Raw genomic sequence first — 20,916 nt, 5'->3', positions numbered from 1 at the left:
GCCTGAGTTCGACTTTTCACTTCAACAGATTTCCCATGACGACTCATCTCCAAGCTGCGCAATCGGTCCCCCGATCTTCTCTGAGGATTGGTGAGATTCAACTCGCGCATCCGTTCGTTCAGGCAGCACTCAGTGGTTACAGCGACTGGGCGATGCGGCGGGTGGCGAAAGATTTCGGAGCTGCCTACACGCTCGCAGAAGTGATGATTGACCGATTCGCGAACGAAGCTCGTCCGAACGCACGAACCCGACATCACTTTTACATTTCCGATGATGATCATCCCGTCGGCGCGCAATTGATGGGCTCGGATCCGGTCGACTTCGCAAAGGCAGCGAAGAAGCTTTCTTCACTCGGCTACGATGTGATCGACATCAATTTTGGATGTCCGGTGAAGTCCGCAATCGGAGGTTGTCGCGGCGGATATCATCTTGGACAGCCACAGGAAGCGATTGAAATTCTCCAAAGAGTCCGGGAAAACGTGCCTCCATCGATCCCGGTCACACTCAAAATGCGAAGAGGGATCGACGACAGTCCGGAAAGCCGGGAACGTTTCTTCGCCATCCTTTCGGCTGCTTACGAAAACGGACTCGCTGCAGTCACCGTGCATGGCAGAACGGTCGAACAGAAGTATCGAGGCCCGAGTTCGTGGGAGTTTCTGAAAGAGGTCAAAGAATTTGCCGGCGACCGAATCGTCCTCGGAAGTGGAGATCTTTTCTCTGCCGAAGACTGTGTCGCCATGCTTCGTGAAACGAGTGTCGATGGTGTCACGATTGCTCGGGGAGCGATCGGAAACCCGTGGATCTTCCAGCAATCGATTGAACTCTGGAAGAACGGAACCCTTCCGGAGCCGCCTTTTATCCACGAACAGCGGGCGGTCCTTCAGCAACATTTGCATTACGCCCTCGAACTCGTTCCCGATTCGGCATACGGGATCATCAAGAAATTCGGTTTCAAGTACGCGCGGCTTCATTCTCAGGAGAATGAGATTCGCAAGTCCTTTCAGAAGATGAGGTCTGAGGCGGACTGGAATCAGATCCTTGATCGCTTCTACAGCAGTGATGGGCCGGGGAAGTTTCCAAGCGTTGTTGAAACTCAGGCATGAAACGCCATCGCTACGGCAAGTTGCCTTAGTCGCGATTCGAGACACATTCTGTCCAGGGGCTGAAGCTGGGAATCGCCATTCGCACTTCCAAGAATCGAGCTTCTCCACATGGTTTCAACTCGAAGATTGCCGTTCTTCCGTAGACTTCTGACCGAATTCTCTCCGCAATCCATGCTGCCTCTTCTCCTGACCTGCGGCGAACCAGTGTCAAAATCGTGGTATTCTTGATTCAACACGGCGAAGCTCTAGACTTCTACTTGAATTGCAACCGAGTGCAGAACGTCGATGCGGAGTGAATTCCCCATGATGTCTTCCTCGAAAGACCTTCTCCGACTTCCAACTGCTCCAACGCCCCAGGACTTCTCCGTTCATGACAGACCCATCTCACAATCCCATGGACAATGATGAGAGTTCATCCGGGCCGATGAACAGCGATGAGAATTCATCTGCGCCGATGAATAGTGATGAGAATGCATCTGCGCCGATCGACAGCGATGGCAGTTCAGCCGGAGTGGGCGACGGATCCCAGGTTCCACTCCCCAGCGAGTTGCCCCCGGTCGAACCTCCCTCCGCCGGGATGATCATTCAGCTGTTTCTCATTCCAGCTGTGATTGTGGCTGTCATCGTCGGGGTGTACACGATCTTCGGAACGCTCGCTTCACAGGAGCTTGACTGGCGACAGCTGGTGATGGACGTGAAGAGCGAGAATCCTCATGTTCGCTGGCGGGGTGCGCTGGGTCTTGCCCAAATGCTCGATGCGGACAAACAACGTGGCGAAGAGAGCCAGAACCTGGATTCGAATCCGGAGATCGCCGAAGCCCTCGCCGAGCTGTATTCCAAACTCTCGTCCCCAAGTTCTCCGACCGACGAAGAAGAGAAACAGATTGAGTTTCTTTCCAAGGCACTTGGCCGGATGAACGTTCAGGACGTCATTCTGCCGGTCTTTCGAGAAGGAATTTCTCCCGACCGCGACGTCATCGTCCGGAAGCACTCTCTAATTGGAATCGCGATGCTTGCGGGCTCCGTGCAGGAGTCCGGAGCAAAGATGAAAGACCCGGAACTCGTTGCGGAGCTTGTCGAAATCTCTCGTGAACCGGAGCGGCTCCTCCGTCATCAGGCGGCCTACGCTCTCGGGCTGATGGACTCACCAGCTGCTCAAGAACGATTGCAGGAACTGCTTCAAGATCCTGATCAAATGACCCGCGTCAATGCAGCCATCGCCCTGGCCCGAACAAGCTCGACCGACGGGCTCTTCATCTTCTCGGAATTGATTGATGAAGGGGCCAACTGGAAAATGAACCCCGGTTCCGTCGAGACACTCGATCAGGAATCGGAGTATTTCGAACGAATGCTGATGCTTCTCAACGGCGTCAAAGCCATCGGACTGCTGGCTCCAGAGTTGACTGCCGAAGAGCGGAGCCAGCTTCTGGAGTCGCTTGACCAACTCTCAGCGAGTTCGCAGGACGCCGTTTTAAATTCTGCAATTCTCGAAGTGCGTGCTCAGCTGAAGAACAACTGAGACACGCTCGGTTCACCGCGTTCGCATCGCGGAAGCGAGATTACGCAGCTGCGGAATTGCCTGCCGATCGGTTCATGACTGCTTCACGTGCGAAGCGATGCCATTGCAGACGTGATAACGGCTTGCGTCCGATGGTGAACTCGAGAACCGAAAGCGAATGGATTCCGCTGAACAGGAACCCAAACGAAAGATAGTCGAGCAATCCCGTTTTGATCTGTCGCTGCTGAAGTGTTCCCGGAAATCCCTCCAGACGCCGCGTCCATAAGCATTGGCATCGATCAACATCCTTGATCGGGATGATCAATTTTCCGCCGGGCCGCAGACACGAGAGAAGGTTGGCAAGTGCGATCGTTGATTCCGGCGTGACGTCGGGTGTTTGAAACGCAGAGTTATTGCGGATCAGTACGCGATGCATCGAGAGAGTTGAGTAGCAGATGGATGCTGCCGGAGAGCCCACTGCCACGATCTCTGACGAAGCTTCGCCCGAGCGATCGGCAATCCCGTTGATCGTTCCCCCACGTTGACTGAGTTGGACAACCCAGTCATCGTTGCCGTCGCTGACGTCGAGAATTGGTTTTCGAGAAAACCCACCGATCTTGCGAACCAGCATATTGAACTGTTTGGCGTTCAGATCACCGCACCCGTCCAAATCGAGCTTGGACATGGATCATCCTCCGTGATGACTCGATAAAACGTAACACGTGTTCACTTGAACACAGTTGTTTCGAGAAGTTCGTAAGAAGCGGACGACTTCTCCCGTGAAGTTTGCAACCTCATGAAAGGGAGAATGCCGTTCCGTGAATTTGTTCTGACCGTGAACTCTTGCTAAACGAATCGAATGCGAGCCCCTCCTTCCTCGCGTGATTCCTCCGAAATCCATGCATTTCGTCCTGTACAGCAAGCATGTCCGAACGATCATGCAACTCTGAACAACTGGGCAACTTAGAGCATATTGCTCGCCTGTGCACTCCGCGAGGCGATGTCACACCAAATTCATCCTGTCTGTTCAGGAGAAATCACGTTGACGGAATCGCAAATGGGGTTTTCCAGCCCGTGAAGAACGATTTCCCGAGATGATTTCCCGGTGCCCTCAATCATCTCAACTCTGCCTCGTGGTCCATTCAGATCAATCGAATCGATGCGAAAAACCTCCACACCTGAGCGTTCCTGAGAATGAAATCTTTGGCTGGACTGATCGGACGCCATTGACCGGAGCGTGTCGCCGGGAGAAAATACGGATTCACTCCTTAGGGAATCCTCTCCGGGATGGTCGACAGGACCTTAGAATGCGTTTGGAAAATGTGACGGTCTTCTGCTTCTTTGCGAGCTACTTGTGCGCACTCATGCTCGAATTGACGCAGTTTCTTCGACAGAGCGTCACGCTGAAGTGGTCTTCACTTGGGTTGACGGTTGCCGGATTGATTGCGCAGACGATCTACCTTGTCGAACGAAGTCGACAAACGGATCTTCCCCCGCTTCTCGGTTCTTCGCACGACTGGCTCCTCGTCTCCGCGTGGCTGGCCGTCGTCTGGTTCCTGGGAATGAAGGTCTGGGACAGCCGGTTGTCCATCGGAATCTTCGTTCTTCCGCTCGTTTTGGTTCTCGTCGTGACGTCTCGATTTGCCAGCAGCGAGCCGAACCCACGCGTCAGTATCTCCTACTGGGGCAGCATGTTGCACGCTGCCTTGTGGGTCTTCGGAATTTTGGGGGTGATCCTCGCGATGATTGTCAGCGTGATGTATCTTCTCCAACATCGTCGACTTAAGCATAAACGAGCAGAACTGCCTGCGCTTCATTTGCTGAGCCTGGAACGACTCAATCGAATTAACTGGTGGTTGATTGTCTGTTCCGTTCCACTGCTCACCCTGGGAATGATCACAGGGTTGTGGATGTCTTATTTGGCGCAGTCTTCGAGTGCCCCGGTGAGTCTGGCCAACTCGACATTTGTTGCCTTTTCGTTGATCTGGCTAGGGATGGCGGTTCTGTTTGGATGGTTGGTCGTTTCGAGAAAGGCGACCGGCCGACTGGTCGCGTGGCGGACGGTGCTGGCCTGCACGTTTTTGCTGGTCACTCTGCTTGCGATCAAATTCCTCAGTGTCGATGGAATTCACGCCCGAGAATTGATCTGAGGAACTACATCGAAGAGATATGAACGTCCAGGTCGTTTACTGTAATCATCAGAATGCCAATCTCGCATTGCGGGAACGCCTTGCGTTTTCGTCAGACGAGCTGCTTGTGCGTGCATATGATGAGCTGCGAGCGCGATTCCCGAAGTCGGAACATGTCGTCATTTCCACCTGCAATCGCGTGGAACTGTACACCGCTCAGGAAGATCCGGCCGATACGCCCACGCATGATGATTTGGCTCGTTTCTTCTCCGATTTCCATCAAGTCCCGGTCATTGAGTTCTTTGACGATCTCCTCGAATGTCAGGGCCCCGAGGCGGTCAGACATCTCTTCGAAGTCGCTTCCAGCATCGATAGCATGGTGCTTGGCGAGAGTCAGATTGTCAGTCAGATCAAAGCGGCGTTCCAACTGGCGATGGACAGTTCCGCAAATGGCCCGCTGACCAACTCCCTCTTTCAACGGGCGATGGCGGTCTCAGCACGTGTCCGCACCGATACAAAGCTGTCAGAAGGCCGGGTCTCCATCGCCAGCGTCGCTGTGGGAGATTTCGGAAAAAGCATTTTCGACCGCTTCGACGACAAGACGGTTCTGATTTTAGGGGCCGGCGAGATGGCCTCGGAAACGCTGATGTACCTTCGCGATGAAGGAGTTCGGCAAATCCACGTTTGCAATCGAAGACTTGAACGTGCAGAAGCTCTCGCCAAAGAGTTTTCCGGGCAGGCACATCCGTGGGAATCCCGGTTGGAACTTTTGGGTCAGGCGGATGTTGTCGTCAGCACAACCGGAGCTGAACGACCAATTTTGACAGCGGCCGATTTCAAACCGATCCGCAAAAAGACCGGACCGAAACCCGTCTTCATTCTGGATCTCGGTGCTCCGCGTGATATCGATTCGGACGTCAGCCATGTCGATGACGGAATTTTCCTCTACAACATCGACGACCTCGAAGCGACCTGCAACGCGAATCGGAAGCTGCGGGCTGCCGAGATCGCCAAAGCGAGAGAGATCATCGAGGAAGAAACCGCAAGCTTTATGCATGATATCTATCATAAAGCCACCGGTCCCATCGTGAAGCGGCTCCGCGAGCACTGGCACGAAATTAGCCGACAGGAACTCGAACTCCTGTTCCGCAAGCTTCCCGAACTCGACGATCGACAACGCGAAGCGTTCGAAAAAACGATTCATCGCGTCGTCAACAAACTTCTGCATCCGCCGCTCGAAACGCTTCGCGACGAAGCCCGGAATGGCCCCCCAGTCGGAATGCTGAACACGTTGAAGCGACTCTTTCACCTTCGCGACTGAATCAGTATCCCAACGGAAACTGACTCCACAAAGAACGGGCCAGGCCCCTCATTTCTTTCGAGTTTTGAGTTCACTGCTGTGTGACGACGGAATTGCGTCTCAGGCTTCTGGCAATTCCGGAATATGTGGACTAATAGATCGCCACTTCGTCAGGAAAATCCGACCCGGCAGAGAATTCCTTGACTCCGGCATCCCCCTCCGTAAACTTAAATCTGATGAGGGTTTCCTATCCTCACAGAAGCTTCGAGAAGACTTCCATTCCGGACGTTTTCAAAAGATCGAAGCATTTTCGAAACCACAATTCGTAGCAGTTCAACGTTCTCAACGCCGACGTTCCCAAGAATGCTCGCAATTTCGCCGACTGTGCCGGTCAGACATCAATGCGCCAATGTATCGATTATCTGACGGCAACAATATCTGCTGAAGTCTGCGGGCAATTGATTCGAGTAAACTGAGAAGAGTCCTCGTTGTCATTTCGGAGACCAGATGACAAATCTCACCACAAGTTTGGAGATCACCTCATTTGTCGCGATTCACTGTTTGGTCTAAGTCGTTGAAAGACGCCCCTGTCAGGCAACAACTCTGGCGATTCCACACGAAAGCGTTGGGATCGGGTTTTATCGCGTTGAGTAAACCACGAACGACCGAACAGATTGGTGACCAAACGCAAAGTCATACAACCTCAAGGACGTGTACATTTGCAGGGAGAGTCATCGTCACTCGATTCCTGAGATCACTGTTTCCCGTCGATTTCGACGCCGAACTCAAGAATACGTAGATTCCAACAGTAAGAAGCCAAGACGTTTAAGCGAGTGCACAGGGAAGAGCAACTTGCTCTAGTATTTCGAGACGATTTCAGATCCAAACGGTCCAGAGGGGACTTTGATGGCAAGTACAAAACCGACAGCAGTGCACTTCTCGCTTGTCTTCTTTGTGATGACAACGCTTATTCTGTTTCTGGTCTGGTATCTGACCTTCAAAGAACAGAAGACGCTGGCTCAAAAACTCGAAGAGACACAAAGCCGAGCCCAGAGTGTTGAACAAGCCAACTCCGGGCTTCTTGCAGATATCGAAACGCTCCGAAATCTGCTTGGCGTCAACATCGAGCAAGTCGGAAGCCCCGGTGCTGGAGATGCCAACACGCTTTACGGCTCGATCGCCAAGTCTTTGAACGATCTCGGAATGGAGCAGGTTCAGCCGAATCCGCAATCTCCGAATGTTCTCGCGACACTGCAGTCGATGCGGACCGCGTTGAACGCAGCTCAGACAACCAACAATCAGTATCAAACCGGGCTGGCTGACACAGAAAGTCGTCTCCGCCAGGAACAGGAAGCCGCTCGAAACCGGGCTGCTGAACTTCAGAACTCCCAAGAAGCTTCAGAGCAGAAGCTGCAGAAGAACATCACCGATCAGAACGAATTGCTCGCTGAAAAGAACCGAGAGATTCAGCAGACTCGCAACGACCTGAATGCTGAGCGAGTGGCCAAAGAGCAAGTCAGCGACGAACTGGACCGCGTTCGCCGGGAACTGGGTGAAGAAATCAACCTGCTCGAGAAAGCGAACGACTTCCTTCGCGATCGCTTGAACGACCTTGAAAACCTCAGCTTCGATAAGCCAGACGGAAAAATCGTTCGAATCGAAAACTCGACCCGACGTGTCTGGATCAATCTGGGAAGCCGAGACAACCTTCGGACTCAGGTCACATTCAGCGTTTACATCCGCGACAATCGCGGAGTTGGCCGAGGACGACAGGACATCAAAGCGAAAATTGAGGTCAGCGAAATTCAAGGACCTCACTTGGCGGAATGTCGAATCATCGACGAAGACTTCGACCGACCCATTCAGGAAGGCGACCCGATCTACTCTCCTCTCTTCTCTCCTGGCATGAAAGAGTACTTCTCCTTCGTCGGCATCGTCGACATGAATGGAGATGGCGAGAGCGATCGCGAATTGCTTCATGACATCATCGAAAACGCCGGAGGCGGAGTCGAAATCGAAGTCGACGACCTTGGAAACCGAAATCCTCCAGGTCGCAAGATGACTGTGAAATCGAAGTTCCTCGTTGTCGGTGAAATTCCTGATCCTTCGGAACTCGCAGGCTTCGACGAACGACGCGATGACATTCAAAAGGTGATGGACGAACTGACCGCCCTCGAAAAAGAAGCCCGTCAACAGGGGATTCGAAAGATCTCCTTCGGCGACTTCCTGAACTTCATCGGATACGAGAACCAGCAACGCCTGTTCGTCCGCGGAGAAAACCGACCGTTCCAACTGAAGTACGGTGCCAAGAGTTCTTCAACCAACCAGGAGTTGGGGACAGACCGAGCTTCTGACGGATCAACTTCCGGTCGCTTCAAACAGCAGGACAGCGGATCAACGACTGGTTCGTCTCGATTCCGTAACTGATTGATTCGACGGAAGATCACTCACGACACTACAATTCAGAGCCTTCCTGATCTCAGGAAGGCTCTGTTTGTTTCTGATGGGATGCACGCGTCATGACGAATGCGGAGATCGCTCGTGTCTTCGATGAAATCGGAGACCTTCTCGAAATTCAAGGCGCCAATTCATTTCGTGTCCGAGCGTACCGCAACGCTTCGCGAACACTCGAAGGGCTTTCCGAACCCGTCTCCGATCTTGCCAGCGAAGGCGTGCCCGCCTTAACTGAACTTCCCGGGATCGGAAAAGACATCGCCAGCAAGATCGTCGATCTCTTACAAACAGGATCGATTCCCCAGCTTGAGGAGCTTCGCGATCAGGTGCCTCCGGGAGTGGTTCAGATGCTCAGAATCCCCGGCATCGGGCCGAAGAAAGTCGGGGCCATTTTCTCCGAACTGAATGTGACAACGCTTGAGGATTTGAAAGCGGCCGCCGAGACGGGCCAAATCGCAGAGATGAAAGGCTTCGGGAAGAAGACCGCTCAAACCATTCTGGAAGGTCTTGAACAGATCGCTGCTGCGGGAAATCGTTTCTATCTGGCGGAAGTCAAACCGGCTGCTGAGGAAATCGTCACCGACCTGAAGAGTCTGAAATCCGTCACTGAAGCCGAACTCGCAGGAAGTGCCCGACGACGGAAAGAGACATGCGGAGATCTCGACCTGCTCGTCACCTCGACAGACTCGAAAGCTGTCATGGATCGCCTCGCCAGTCATGATCATGTCGAAAAGGTCCTCGCTCGAGGCGATACGAAGCAACGAGTGCGTTTGAAAATCGGAATCGAGCTCGATCTTCGCGTGGTCCCTGAAGAATCGTACGGGGCAGCGATGCAATACTTCACCGGTTCCAAAGAGCACAACATTGCGATTCGCCAGCGTGCTCAGAAGCGAGGGCTGAAACTCAACGAATACGGGCTGTATCGCGACGACGAACTAGTCGCGAGCCAAACCGAATCTGCCATCTACAAAGCCGTCGATCTCCCATGGATTCCTCCCGAACTGCGAGAAAATCGCGGAGAAATCGAAGCAGCCGAGGAAGGAACTGTTCCGGACTTGATCGAAGTCCAACATATCAAAGCGGACCTGCACATGCATACAACCGCAACTGACGGGACCGCAAGTATTCGAGAGATGGCCGAGGCAGCCAAAGCAAGAGGGCTGAAGTACATCGCAATTACGGACCATTCCAAACGAGTGACGATGGCCAACGGCCTCGACAGCGACCGGTTGCGCAAACACTGGGAGGAAATCCGAACAGTCGCTGAGAGCCTCAGCGGGATTAAAGTGCTGTGCGGAATTGAATGCGACATCCTTGAAGATGCCGAACTCGACCTTCCCGATGATGTCCTCAGTGAAGCGGACTGGGTGATCGCCGTGCTGCATTACGGTCTGAAACAACCTCGCGAACAGATCATGAAGCGATTGCTGAATGCGGTCCGTAACCCGAATGTGTGTGCGATCGGACATCCCAGCGGAAGAATTATCGGACGCCGCCCCGGCGCTGACATCAACTATACCGATCTGTTCAAAGCGGCCGCTGATGAAGGTGTCATGATGGAAATCAATTCGCATCCATCACGTCTTGACCTCAACGAAATTCAGGCAGCCTCCGCAAAAGACTATGGAATCCCGATCGTCATCAACACGGATGCACACTCAACATCGGGTTTCGATGTACTGGAGTATGGCGTTTATCAAGCACGACGAGCAGGGCTCGAAAAGAAAGATGTCGCCAACACACTTCCGCTTTCGAAATTTCGCCGACTCCTACGGACGTCGTCGTAATGCCCCGAAGCATCTGTCGGATCGACCGAGTTCACGCGCGTGTAGAGAAACCATCACGATGATTTAGCGGCTGGAGACGACCCCATGAAACTGACTTTTCTCGGCGCTGCTGGAGAAGTGACTGGTAGCCAACACCTGATTGAGACAACTCACCGGCGCATTCTCCTCGATTGCGGTTTCTTTCAAGGACGCCGGGCAGAGTCTCGGCAGAAGAACGAAACCTTTTACTGTCAGCCGAAGGATCTCGACGCTGTCATTCTGTCTCACGCTCACATCGATCACTGCGGAAATCTTCCTCAGCTCTATCGAAAGGGTTTTCGAGGTCCGGTCTTTTGCACCGATGCCACAGCCGATATCGCAGAGATCATGCTGATGGATTCGGCAAAGATTCAGCGGGAGGACGCCAAGTACCTGACTCGCAAACTCAAAAAGGGTCACCCTCCTGTTGAGCCATTCTATACCGAAGAAGACGTTAAGGAATTGATTCGAAACTTCGAACCCTGTCTCTTCTCACAATGGTACGACCTGACTGACGACGGAGAAGTGCAACTTCGGTTCCATCCTTCCGGTCACGTGCTTGGATCGGCCATCACCGAACTTCTTGTCAAAGACGGAACCGAGCATCGCAAAGTGGTCTTCACCGGCGATCTGGGAAGACGCGACATGCCGCTTCTCAAAGATCCCGTCCCGGTAGAGGGGGCAGATGTTCTGATCTGTGAATCGACATACGGAAACCGAATTCATCCGCCCGCTCAGGATATTAAAACGGAACTCAAACGGATTATCGGCGAAGCTCATCTTCAGGGTGGACGAGTGATTATCCCGGCCTTTAGTTTCGGTCGGACTCAGCAAATCGTTTATTATCTCAACGAGCTGACGAACAACAAAGAATTGGACTGCCTTCCAATGTTTCTGGACAGTCCGCTTGCATCCCGTCTAACGCAAGTCTTTCGCCGCTACGACCACACGCTCGACGCAGACGTTCAGGACACTCTTCGCTTCGACGATGACCCCTTCGGTTTCGAATGCCTGACCGAGATCGAAAACCAACAACAGAGCATCGAGCTAAACGACCGTCGCGGCTGTTTTGTCGTCATTTCCGCAAGCGGAATGTGTGAAAATGGTCGAGTTGTCCACCATTTGAAGCAGGCGCTTCCTCATCCTCAGAATCACGTCATTCTCATGGGATACCAGGCGCCCCACACAACAGGTCGACACATCGCAGAACGCCGAAAGTATGTCCGCATCTTCGATCGCGATGTTGCCCTGAACGCCAAGGTGGAACAACTCGAAGGTCTCTCCGCGCACGCAGATGTTGTCGACTTCAAATGGTGGTTCGAAGAATCCACGAAGCGCGGCCACTTTGGCAAAGTCTTTCTCGTTCATGGAGAACCTGACTCTGCCAAAGCTCTCGCGCAGACAATTCGCGATTACTGCGACGAAGACCCGATCATCCCCCACTTCCGGGAGACATTCGACATTCCGTAATCAAGACGAGGGGAACGACACCGATAGATTGACGACATGCAATCGAGTTCGCGGGCAGTCGAAGCTGTTTAAGAGCCTATCCGGAATCCTCTTCATGCTGTAAGTCGGTATTTGAACGGAGCTTGGTTGGGTGAAGGAGCTAAGCGGCGGAGCATGCGACCAATGGAAGCCACATAGATCATGGCTTCGCTCGATTTGGTGCAAATCGAGCGAACCCATGATCTATGTGGCTTCCATTGGTCGCATGCTCCGCCGCTTAGCTCCTTCACCCAACCAAGCTCCGTTCAAATACCGACTTACAGCATGAAGAGGATTCCGGATAGGCTCTCAGCGACAATTGTGTGTTCGACGACACCTTCTTCCTCAATCTGACGGAAGTCGGAAAGCTTGGGCATGTCGTCGACTAGCGGAACAAAACGCTCAAGCGGACGTCCGACATCGGTACTCAATAAGCTGTAGATCTCCTTAATCGCGGGAGTAAAACTTCGAACATTCAGGTCTTCATCGAGAAAGACCGCGGCAATCTGAGTGCTCCGAAGGAGGTTCTCCAGATCGGTGTTGGCACGCTGCAGCGCGAGGCTTCCCTCTCGAATCTCTTCCTTCGATGCTTCGAGTTCTTCATTCGCTGACTGAAGTTCCTCGTTCATCGACAAGAGTTCTTCATTGGAAGATTTCAGCTCTTCATTGGCTGCTTCCATATCCTGAAGTGACCGGTCGAGATCGAAGCGTGTGGATTCCAATTCCCGTTCGAGATGAAAGATCAGCGAGTCCGCTTCACTCTCTGGCCGGGAATGCGAATTGTCCGCATCGTTCAGCGTCGCTGGCAAACCGATTTCATGAAACACGACAAGGTAAATCGGTTCGCTCTCTCCAAGGCGCGGCATCGGCTGAACCGTCAACATCATGCGCTGAATCAGATCTCCATTGCGAAGCGATAAATCGTCGCGTTGAACTTTGCGACTCGTTTCGACAGCCTCTTTGAGAAGAGAACGCACCCCGATTCGGAGATTGGAATCGACGATCTTCACCAGGTTGTTGTGAAAGTCCCCGAATTGGAACTTCACGTACTTCTCAAGATCGGCGGAGTGGTTCAGGATCTGCCCGTATTCATCGATCACGGCGTACTTCGGAGCGAACTCGTCCAACACGATCCGCTGAGCCATTTCGGTCAGGTCGACCGGATGTTCCGTCCCTTCTCGCGATGACCGTTGACTCGAATTCTCCACTGAGGGAGCGCGTGATGTCGGTGTTGGCCGGGTCGATGCCCCTTTCCGCTGCGAGATCCGATGTTTCACGCTCACGCTGCGGAAGAGATCGCCGTGCGACGTCATTGACTCACTCGGACCGAGGAACAAATACCCTCCCGGCCTCAACGAGTAGTGAAAGACGGAAAACAACTTCTCCTGTAAATGCGATCCCAGATAGATCAGCAGATTTCGGCAGGAGATCAGATCCATTCGAGAAAACGGCGGATCGCTGATCAGATTGTGAGACGAAAATAAAACGTGATCTCGCACTTCCTTGCAGACATGGAATTGATTCCCTCGCCGGACGAAAAACCGTTTCAAACGCTCGGGCGAAACCTGTTCGGCGATCCCCAATGGATAAACACCATTTCTTGCGATATTGAGCGCCCGTGAATCGATGTCTGTCGCAAAAATCTGCACGCGACACGTGGAATTAGTCTCCCGCAACACTTCCTGACACAGGATCGCCATCGAATACGCTTCGGAACCGTTGGCGCAGCCAGCCACCCAAATTCTGACCGGATCCTCAGGACTCCGCCCCTCGAAGAGTGAGGGAATAACCTCTGTTCGCAGAGCCTCAAACGCATCCGGGTCACGGAAGAAACTTGTAACCCCGATCAGGAGTTCCCGAAACAGGACCTGTGCCTCTTCGGAGTGGTGCTGAACGTATCCGAGATACTCATCCGCAGTGTTCAACTTGAGAACATGAATGCGTCGCTGTATCCGTCGAATCAGCGTGCTCGATTTATAATGCTGGAAATCGTGGCCGGTCGCTTGCTGAAGAGCTTCACAAAGATCAGGGAGTGAATCTCTCACCTCTTCATGTAAATGTATTGCCCGGCCGTCTCGTTCGATGTCGACGAAGTGCCGCCGATATTTCAGAAGCTCGGCTGCAATCTCCTCAGGAGCAAGAACGTGATCGGCAATCCCGATGTCGGCCGCACTGCGTGGTATCCCCTCAGAATCGGCAGTCGCCTGAGACTGCGCAAAAGTCACACCGCCAAAGTCACTGATTTCTTTCAGACCGAGTGCTCCATCACTACCCAGCCCAGCAAGAACAACTCCAACGCCATGATCTCCATGACTGAGAGCGATCGAATGGAACAACTGGTCAATCACTCCGGAATTCCCAGCTTCCTCAGCCGGCCCAGAGAGAACTTCGTCCGTCGAGGATCGCAGCCCGTCATTCTTGCCAGACAGATAGACCGTGTTTCCTGACAACGGCTCGGGTTGCCTCACTTTGACGACTTTCATGGAAGTCGCGTCAGCAATCTTTGAAGCTAGGTTCGCGAAACCTTCCGATTCCAATTGCCCCGCGATCAGCACGGCCAGAACGGGAGATTCACCAAGAGCCGAAAGCAACTCGCATATAGCATCGACTCCGTCGACCGAGGCTCCAATGCCTACGACTAACGGACGAGACGCGCTTGCGTGCAATTGCTCCGCACTCATTCAGGGTGACCTTCTGAACGTTTTAAAAGAGGCACTGACATTCTGCTTTCTTCAAACGAGTCTCTACTGTCCCGGAAATCACGTCAATCGTTCCTGTCGAACGATAATTCCAATCTCCACACATTTTCGAAATCGCACAGCTTCGAAGACACCGCTACAGGTCCAAATCTCTTCACCAATGGAACCAGTTTACGAGGGTCAGAGATTTCCGGCATTCGAATTGCTACCGAACTCTCTTCAGGAATGTCCCGAAGACTTCTTCCAATCAACACGAGTTCACAGGGATTCGGCGTGGACAGACATCCATTCGTCGATCCCTCGAAATATCCGGGACAAAACCCCACTTCAACCCTCAGGAGGACCACAAATGGCTGATCAGCCACTGCACAACAAGAAAATCGCGTTCCTGGCCACCGATGGTTTCGAACAGGTCGAACTCACAAAACCATGGGAAGCCATTCAGGAAGCCGGAGCGAACGTCGTGCTCGTTTCCCCGAAAGATGGAAAAATTCAGGGAATGAACCACGACGAAAAAGGGGATCTCTTCACGGTCGACGAAAACGTTCGATCGGTCGCAGCTGAAAACTTTGATGGACTCGTTCTTCCCGGCGGAGTCGCCAATCCCGACTCACTTCGAATGGACGAAGACTCCGTTCAATTCGTCCGAGACTTCTTCGACCAAGGCAAACCCGTCGCTGCCATTTGTCACGGACTTTGGACACTAATCGAAGCCGATGTTGTCCTCGACAGAAAAGTTACTTCCTGGCCCAGCCTCAAAACAGACTTGAAAAACGCCGGAGCACACTGGGTCGACGAAGAATGTGTCTGCGATGAAGGTCTCGTCACCAGCCGCAATCCAGACGACCTCCCAGCTTTCTGTCAAAAAGCGATCGAAGAATTCAGCGAGGGAAAACACGCAGCCCAGACCGCGTGACCCTCACCAACCAGTTCTTAAAACCAGTGACCTATCGCTCTGAGAACGCTCTCAGATTGATAGGTCATCTTTCGTACTGGCCTCTCATCAACCACATTCAATGGGCCGGACTTTCTACTCTTCGATGTTTCTTTGTCTTTTTGTTTTCCGAAATTGCTTTGCCGATCACTCATCGTCGTTGAACAAGCCAATCGATTCGCACGAAGTCGAACATTCGGCCCTCCGAAAATTCATCGGTCGAAAACAGCGAATGAAGCCGACCGCCTGACGGCGACTTCAGAAAGGGTTCCTTTTCAAATTGTTGAAGAGCGTCTATAATGCTTTGCTCGAAATCGACAAATCCCACCCTTCCACGGGTGAAGTATCATTAGCTGAGTGAGAAACCGATGGCAAAAACACAGCGAAAACTGAAGAAAGCGAATCACGGAAAACGTCCGGCCAGTGCACAGGCTCGTCGCGCAAAGCGAAAGATGATCAAGACTTAGGGTAAGCAACCTGAGACAAAGCTGCTGCATCTGAACGGATATTCAGAAAACAGGGACGCACGAACAGTGCGTCCTTTTTTTATGGTCGAGCGTATGTCATCTGTGATTGAGGATCTGAAGAAATGGGGCCCGGATGGCACCGCCGCACCGCTCAATTTGTTCGAAGCTGAGCAATACACCCGTCGTTTAGCGACCACTCATTACGAGAATTTTCCGGTCGTGACCAAAATCGTCCCGCGTGACCTTCGCCAGCATTTCGCGAATGTCTACGGATTCTGCCGGTGGGCAGACGATTTGGGAGACGAAACCGGGTCGCCTGAGGAATCGCTGAAACTCCTCAGTTGGTGGAAGGCCGAACTGCATCGCTGCTACGAGGGACAAGTCAGCCACCCCGTTTATGTGGCTCTCAAACCAACGATCGAGAAATTCTCCATCCCGATCGAACCGTTCGCCGATCTGATTTCCGCATTCGAGCAGGACCAGTCGATTCAAAGCTACGACACATTCGCTCAACTAACAGACTATTGTCGGCGAAGTGCCAATCCGGTTGGCCGGATCGTCCTCCATCTGATCGGTTGTCCTCACCCCGAAAACCTTCGCAGTTCCGATTCCATCTGCACAGGACTGCAACTTGCCAATTTCTGGCAGGACGTCTCTCGCGACCACGACATCGGACGCGTCTATCTGCCGCGAGAAGATCGAGAACGATTCGGGTACGCCGACGAGGATCTCCACGAAAAACGGTTCACTCCCGAGTTTCGGAAACTGCTCGAGTTCGAAGTCGACCGGACTCGGGCTCTGTTTCTTGACGGGGAACCATTGATCCGATCACTTTCCGGGCGATGGCGAATTGTGGTGGACCTCTTTTCGCGTGGGGGACAGATGGTTCTCGATGAAATTGTCCGGCTCGACTACAACGTCTGGCGGCAACGGCCAGTCATCACCAAAGCCCATGCAGCAAAAGCCTTGCTGAAGAGCATTGGCTCGTCGTTCACTGGGCGCATCCTCGGCAAATGACTCCCAATCCCGGCATGTTTGTCTCTAACCACTAGATGATGCGGTCTCGAAAATCGATCTTCAGAGGCGACATCGGCGCGACCTCGCACGATTAGGGTATTCCCGCCATCTTGTCACAACTCGTGCGAACACATTGACTTGTGTTTCTGAGAAGAACAAACAACAAGATCGGGTATTTGGAGGAATTAACGGCTTTGGATCTATTCTCCAAAGATTTGGGAAATCGTTAGTCCAACACAGTATTGAAGTTTGGTCAATCGGTGCCTCTCGGAAGTGAAGCTGCGGAGCAATCGAAATTGACAATCTGAACAGAGAATTTATAGTTGAACCCCATCACTTGCTTCACTATATCTTGCGTCACTCGACGAGCTTTACACAATAAATTGTGTTAATCTCCTATTTCTGTCCAGTTTGGCCACTGCCGGTTCTTTTTGCATCCGATATGATAAGTACGTCACGAACGTACACTGCACAAGAATTCAGTAGCGTTCATGCTGCGCGGATGGAATTCGTGAGCTGACTTCTGGGGGCGTGAGTAAGTAATGAGTTGAGTAGTGAGCGTTTCGATGAGCGCGTTGCTGATCGAATGAGACGAGAAACGATGCAGAGTGGAGAGGTGCACGATGCACAATTCAGAAGGAATGACGGTGTCGCAGACGAACTTTCAGGGTGCTGGAGTGAAGGGATTGCGTGTCGATCCTTATTTCTGTCCCGCCGGCGCCGACCCCTTTGAAACTGTCAATTGGGTTCCACGTTCAGCCCAGATCAAAGACGAAAACGGCGGAGTTCTGTTCGAACAGAACGAATGCCTCGTTCCGTCCAGTTGGTCTGCGTTGGCAACGAATGTTGTCGTCTCAAAATACTTTTTCGGAGAACCGGGGACGCCAGAACGCGAAACCAGTGTTCGACAGGTCATCTATCGCGTGGCCCGAACGATCGCCAACTGGGGAATTCAAGACGGATACTTTGCTTCTCCTGAGGATGGAGAAAACTTCTACCGCGAACTCGCCTGGCTCTGCACACACCAGCACGGTTCCTTCAACTCCCCGGTCTGGTTCAACGTTGGCCTGTTTCATGAATACGGAGTGAAAGGCTCTCAGGGGAACTATCACTTCGATCCGAACACGAAGCGGATCGAGCGTCCGGAAACTCCTTACGAATACCCACAGGCGTCCGCATGTTTCATTCAGTCCGTCGAAGACTCGATGGACGGCATCATGCGACTCGCGACTTCCGAAGCGATGCTCTTCAAGTTCGGATCAGGAACCGGCACCGACCTTTCCACCATCCGCAGCTCTCGCGAAAAACTCTCCGGGGGAGGAACTCCTTCAGGACCGCTTTCCTTCATGCGGGTTTACGATCAGATCGCAGCTGTTGTGAAGTCCGGAGGAAAGACTCGCCGAGCAGCCAAAATGCAGTCGATCAAAGACTGGCATCCGGACGTCATGGACTTCATTCAATGTAAGTCCAAAGAAGAAAAGAAAGCCCACACGCTTATCTCCAGCGGCGAATACGATTCGAACTTCAACGGAGAAGCGTACTCGTCGATCATGTTCCAGAACGCGAACCTCTCCGTTCGCCTCAGCGACGAGTTCATGCAGTCTATCGAAAACGACTCAGACTGGACGACTCGCTGGGTCACCGATCCCACCAAAGAGGGGCCGACCTACAAAGCCCGAGAAATCCTCCGGGCGATGGCCGAAGGAACGTGGCAGTGCGGAGACCCCGGTGTCCAGTACGACACCACGATCAACCGCTGGCACACCTGCAAGAACTCCGGTCCGATCAATGCATCGAACCCATGTTCTGAATACATGTTCCTCGACGACACCGCCTGCAACCTGTCGAGCATCAACCTCAAGAAGATGATGCGACCAGACGGTTCCTTCGATGTCGAACGCTTCCGAAGAGCCTGTTCGATCTTCATCACCGCTCAGGAAATTCTCGTCGATCACGCAAGTTATCCAACTCCTGCCATCGCTGAGAACTCCCATCTCTATCGTCCGCTCGGCCTCGGATATGCCAACCTCGGCAGCTTGTTGATGTCGATGGGGATTCCTTACGACAGCGACGCTGGACGCGGAATTTGTGGAGCGTTGACTGCGATTCTCAATGGAGAAGGTTATCGCACCTCGGCAGAGATCGCGGGGAACGTTGGTCCGTTCGCAGGTTACCGCGACAACGAACAACCGATGCTCAACGTCATGCAGATGCATCGCAATGCTGTCGAGAAAATCGACCCGTCCTGCCCTTCCTATCTGCAAGATGCAGCCCGACAAGTCTGGAACGAATGCCTGCAACTGGGCCGACAGAACGGTTACCGCAACGCTCAAGCGACGGTTCTCGCTCCGACTGGAACAATTGCCTTTATGATGGACTGCGATACCACCGGCATCGAACCGGACATCGCTCTCATCAAGTACAAGCAACTCGCCGGCGGCGGAATGATGAAAATCGTCAATCAGACGGTTCCTCACTCGCTGCAGGTTCTCGGATACGATGAGCCGGAAATCAAAGGGATTCTGGAATACCTCGAGGAAAACGAAACCATCGAAGGGGCTCCGGGACTCAAGGACGATCACCTCCCCGTCTTTGACTGTGCATTCAAGCCAGCCAACGGCAGCCGCTCGATTCACTGGCGTGGACACGTCGGCATGATGGCCGCTGCCCAGCCGTTCCTCTCGGGAGCCATTTCCAAGACAGTCAACATGCCTTCCAACTCCACAGTAGAAGACATCGAGAACGCCTACATCGAAGGTTGGAAGCTGGGACTCAAAGCGCTTGCGATCTATCGCGATGGTTCCAAGCAGAGCCAACCTCTCGCCACCAAGAAAGAAGGCGATCGCAAAGCTGGATCGTCCGACCGGCCGAAACGCAGACGGCTCCCGGACACCCGGCAATCGATCACCCACAAATTCAATGTCGGAGGACACGAAGGGTACATCACCGTCGGCCTCTTCGAAGACGGTTCCCCCGGAGAACTCTTTATCGTCATGGCCAAAGAAGGGTCGACGATTGGTGGTCTCATGGATGTGATCGGCACAGAAACGTCGCTCGCACTTCAGTTCGGAGTGCCGCTCGATGCCCTTGTGAACAAATTCAGTCACGCTCGGTTTGAGCCTTCAGGATGGACGACGAACCCGGACATCCCGGTCGCGAAGAGCGTGGTCGACTACATCTTTCGGTGGCTCGGAATCACTTTCATCGAAAGCTATCGCGAAGCGAACACTCCGAAACGGGACGACAGCGACAAATCAGCAAACCCCACTAAACCCTCGCATCATGACGACGCAGAGGGAGAAGCACAGGACGCCGCTTCAAAGGTCGCTGCTCGAGTTTTCGAACGAGCGAACACTTCAAAGCCAGCTGAGGAAACCCAAGGTCAGCACACCAACGGCCATGAAAGCAATGGCAACAGCCATCGCTCTGCACCAGCCAACGGTCAGCAACCTGCCGAGCAAGTGACCGCCCAGAGTCTGGAAGTCATCAATCTTGATGTAAATAACCGTTCCAGCCAGTTCGCAGAATTCCAGTCGGACGCCCCCGCCTGCGACAACTGCGGTGCCATCACTTGCCGCAACGGCAACTGCTATCTCTGCCACAACTGCGGCAACAGCATGGGTTGCTCATAACCGGCTTCGTCAATCTCAACGCAACGATTTAGCCCCGGGTGACTCACCCGGGGCTATTAACCAAAGACGTCATCAACTCCTGGAGAGTCTCGACAGAACCAAACCGAGTAGATAAATACCATTCCTTTGACGTAATGCCAAATCTTTTTATGTGGTACCCGTCGAATAAGATGGAATCAACATTTTGAGCGAAACACCACAAAAGACAAGAATGGACCAAGAGACCTACTTAAAAGAACGTTCAACGCTGATACTCGCTAAGAGCCTATCCGGAATCCTCTTCATGCTGTAAGTCGGTATTTGAACGGAGCTTGGTTGGGTGAAGGAGCTAAGCGGCGGAGCATGCGACCAATGGAAGCCACATAGATCATGGCTTCGCTCGATTTGGTG

At 53.0% G+C, this 20,916-nt stretch carries 13 protein-coding genes; 11 read left to right on the top strand and 2 right to left on the bottom strand.

Annotation, left to right across the window (positions count from 1 at the left end; translation table 11 throughout):
• Nucleotides 1-35 precede the first annotated feature (35 nt).
• Together KOR42_RS02380 and KOR42_RS02375 are read left to right on the top strand one after the other, a co-directional pair.
• A complete protein-coding gene (locus KOR42_RS02380) occupies nucleotides 36-1,103 on the top strand; it encodes a tRNA dihydrouridine synthase (protein ID WP_146507015.1) in 1,068 nt (355 codons plus the stop codon).
• A gap of 370 nt (nucleotides 1,104-1,473) precedes the next feature.
• Nucleotides 1,474-2,622: a HEAT repeat domain-containing protein gene (locus KOR42_RS02375; RefSeq protein ID WP_146507014.1), complete on the top strand. Its 1,149-nt coding sequence runs from the start codon at nucleotides 1,474-1,476 to the stop codon at nucleotides 2,620-2,622.
• Nucleotides 2,623-2,662: 40 nt separating this feature from the next.
• Here KOR42_RS02375 and KOR42_RS02370 read toward each other — a convergent pair whose 3' ends face one another.
• The gene (locus tag KOR42_RS02370) at nucleotides 2,663-3,286 is read right to left on the bottom strand and encodes a hypothetical protein (RefSeq protein WP_146507013.1); all 624 of its coding nucleotides are present in this window, start codon (nucleotides 3,284-3,286) and stop codon (nucleotides 2,663-2,665) included.
• A gap of 622 nt (nucleotides 3,287-3,908) precedes the next feature.
• Between KOR42_RS02370 and KOR42_RS02365 the strand changes: the two genes are divergently transcribed.
• From KOR42_RS02365 to KOR42_RS02345, 5 genes are all read left to right on the top strand, one after another.
• Complete coding sequence (locus tag KOR42_RS02365; RefSeq protein WP_146507012.1) at nucleotides 3,909-4,751, top strand: hypothetical protein; 843 nt, start codon at nucleotides 3,909-3,911, stop codon at nucleotides 4,749-4,751.
• Between the two features lie 19 nt (nucleotides 4,752-4,770).
• On the top strand, nucleotides 4,771-6,051 hold the full coding sequence (gene hemA, locus KOR42_RS02360) for a glutamyl-tRNA reductase (protein ID WP_146507011.1): 1,281 nt from the start codon (nucleotides 4,771-4,773) through the stop codon (nucleotides 6,049-6,051).
• Between the two features lie 885 nt (nucleotides 6,052-6,936).
• Nucleotides 6,937-8,457 carry a coiled-coil domain-containing protein gene (locus tag KOR42_RS02355; protein WP_146507010.1) on the top strand — a complete coding sequence of 507 codons (1,521 nt, stop codon included), beginning with the start codon at nucleotides 6,937-6,939 and terminating at the stop codon, nucleotides 8,455-8,457.
• Between the two features lie 92 nt (nucleotides 8,458-8,549).
• Nucleotides 8,550-10,271, top strand: coding sequence for a DNA polymerase/3'-5' exonuclease PolX (gene polX, locus KOR42_RS02350; RefSeq protein WP_146507009.1), 1,722 nt, complete (start codon nucleotides 8,550-8,552; stop codon nucleotides 10,269-10,271).
• 84 nt (nucleotides 10,272-10,355) lie between these two features.
• The gene (locus KOR42_RS02345) at nucleotides 10,356-11,759 is read left to right on the top strand and encodes an MBL fold metallo-hydrolase (RefSeq protein ID WP_146507008.1); all 1,404 of its coding nucleotides are present in this window, start codon (nucleotides 10,356-10,358) and stop codon (nucleotides 11,757-11,759) included.
• 296 nt (nucleotides 11,760-12,055) lie between these two features.
• Here the strand turns inward: KOR42_RS02345 and KOR42_RS02330 are convergent, their stop codons facing one another.
• Nucleotides 12,056-14,458 carry a CheR family methyltransferase gene (locus KOR42_RS02330; RefSeq protein ID WP_146507007.1) on the bottom strand — a complete coding sequence of 801 codons (2,403 nt, stop codon included), beginning with the start codon at nucleotides 14,456-14,458 and terminating at the stop codon, nucleotides 12,056-12,058.
• A gap of 367 nt (nucleotides 14,459-14,825) precedes the next feature.
• Between KOR42_RS02330 and KOR42_RS02325 the strand changes: the two genes are divergently transcribed.
• The 4 genes from KOR42_RS02325 to KOR42_RS02315 all read left to right on the top strand — a co-directional run bounded on the left by KOR42_RS02325 (nucleotide 14,826) and on the right by KOR42_RS02315 (nucleotide 20,526).
• On the top strand, nucleotides 14,826-15,392 hold the full coding sequence (locus KOR42_RS02325; RefSeq protein WP_146507006.1) for a type 1 glutamine amidotransferase domain-containing protein: 567 nt from the start codon (nucleotides 14,826-14,828) through the stop codon (nucleotides 15,390-15,392).
• 386 nt (nucleotides 15,393-15,778) lie between these two features.
• Nucleotides 15,779-15,877, top strand: coding sequence for a 50S ribosomal protein bL37 (locus tag KOR42_RS27755; RefSeq protein WP_390620832.1), 99 nt, complete (start codon nucleotides 15,779-15,781; stop codon nucleotides 15,875-15,877).
• A 93-nt stretch (nucleotides 15,878-15,970) separates the two neighbouring features.
• Nucleotides 15,971-16,894 carry a squalene synthase HpnC gene (gene hpnC / locus KOR42_RS02320; RefSeq protein WP_146507005.1) on the top strand — a complete coding sequence of 308 codons (924 nt, stop codon included), beginning with the start codon at nucleotides 15,971-15,973 and terminating at the stop codon, nucleotides 16,892-16,894.
• Between the two features lie 623 nt (nucleotides 16,895-17,517).
• On the top strand, nucleotides 17,518-20,526 hold the full coding sequence (locus KOR42_RS02315; RefSeq protein ID WP_146507004.1) for a vitamin B12-dependent ribonucleotide reductase: 3,009 nt from the start codon (nucleotides 17,518-17,520) through the stop codon (nucleotides 20,524-20,526).
• Nucleotides 20,527-20,916: the final 390 nt, after the last annotated feature.

The sequence above is a fragment of the Thalassoglobus neptunius genome, assembly GCF_007859735.1.
In the GTDB taxonomy this organism is placed as follows: domain Bacteria; phylum Planctomycetota; class Planctomycetia; order Planctomycetales; family Planctomycetaceae; genus Thalassoglobus; species Thalassoglobus neptunius.
This window is presented reverse-complemented; position numbering and strand designations above follow the sequence as displayed.

Coding starts and splice junctions, on each gene's coding strand:
- KOR42_RS02380 (WP_146507015.1), top strand. CDS start 36: ATGACGACTCATCTCCAAGCTGCGCAATCGGTCCCCCGATCTTCTCTG.
- KOR42_RS02375 (WP_146507014.1), top strand. CDS start 1,474: ATGACAGACCCATCTCACAATCCCATGGACAATGATGAGAGTTCATCC.
- KOR42_RS02370 (WP_146507013.1), bottom strand. CDS start 3,286: ATGTCCAAGCTCGATTTGGACGGGTGCGGTGATCTGAACGCCAAACAG.
- KOR42_RS02365 (WP_146507012.1), top strand. CDS start 3,909: ATGCGTTTGGAAAATGTGACGGTCTTCTGCTTCTTTGCGAGCTACTTG.
- hemA (WP_146507011.1), top strand. CDS start 4,771: ATGAACGTCCAGGTCGTTTACTGTAATCATCAGAATGCCAATCTCGCA.
- KOR42_RS02355 (WP_146507010.1), top strand. CDS start 6,937: ATGGCAAGTACAAAACCGACAGCAGTGCACTTCTCGCTTGTCTTCTTT.
- polX (WP_146507009.1), top strand. CDS start 8,550: ATGACGAATGCGGAGATCGCTCGTGTCTTCGATGAAATCGGAGACCTT.
- KOR42_RS02345 (WP_146507008.1), top strand. CDS start 10,356: ATGAAACTGACTTTTCTCGGCGCTGCTGGAGAAGTGACTGGTAGCCAA.
- KOR42_RS02330 (WP_146507007.1), bottom strand. CDS start 14,458: ATGAGTGCGGAGCAATTGCACGCAAGCGCGTCTCGTCCGTTAGTCGTA.
- KOR42_RS02325 (WP_146507006.1), top strand. CDS start 14,826: ATGGCTGATCAGCCACTGCACAACAAGAAAATCGCGTTCCTGGCCACC.
- KOR42_RS27755 (WP_390620832.1), top strand. CDS start 15,779: ATGGCAAAAACACAGCGAAAACTGAAGAAAGCGAATCACGGAAAACGT.
- hpnC (WP_146507005.1), top strand. CDS start 15,971: ATGTCATCTGTGATTGAGGATCTGAAGAAATGGGGCCCGGATGGCACC.
- KOR42_RS02315 (WP_146507004.1), top strand. CDS start 17,518: ATGCACAATTCAGAAGGAATGACGGTGTCGCAGACGAACTTTCAGGGT.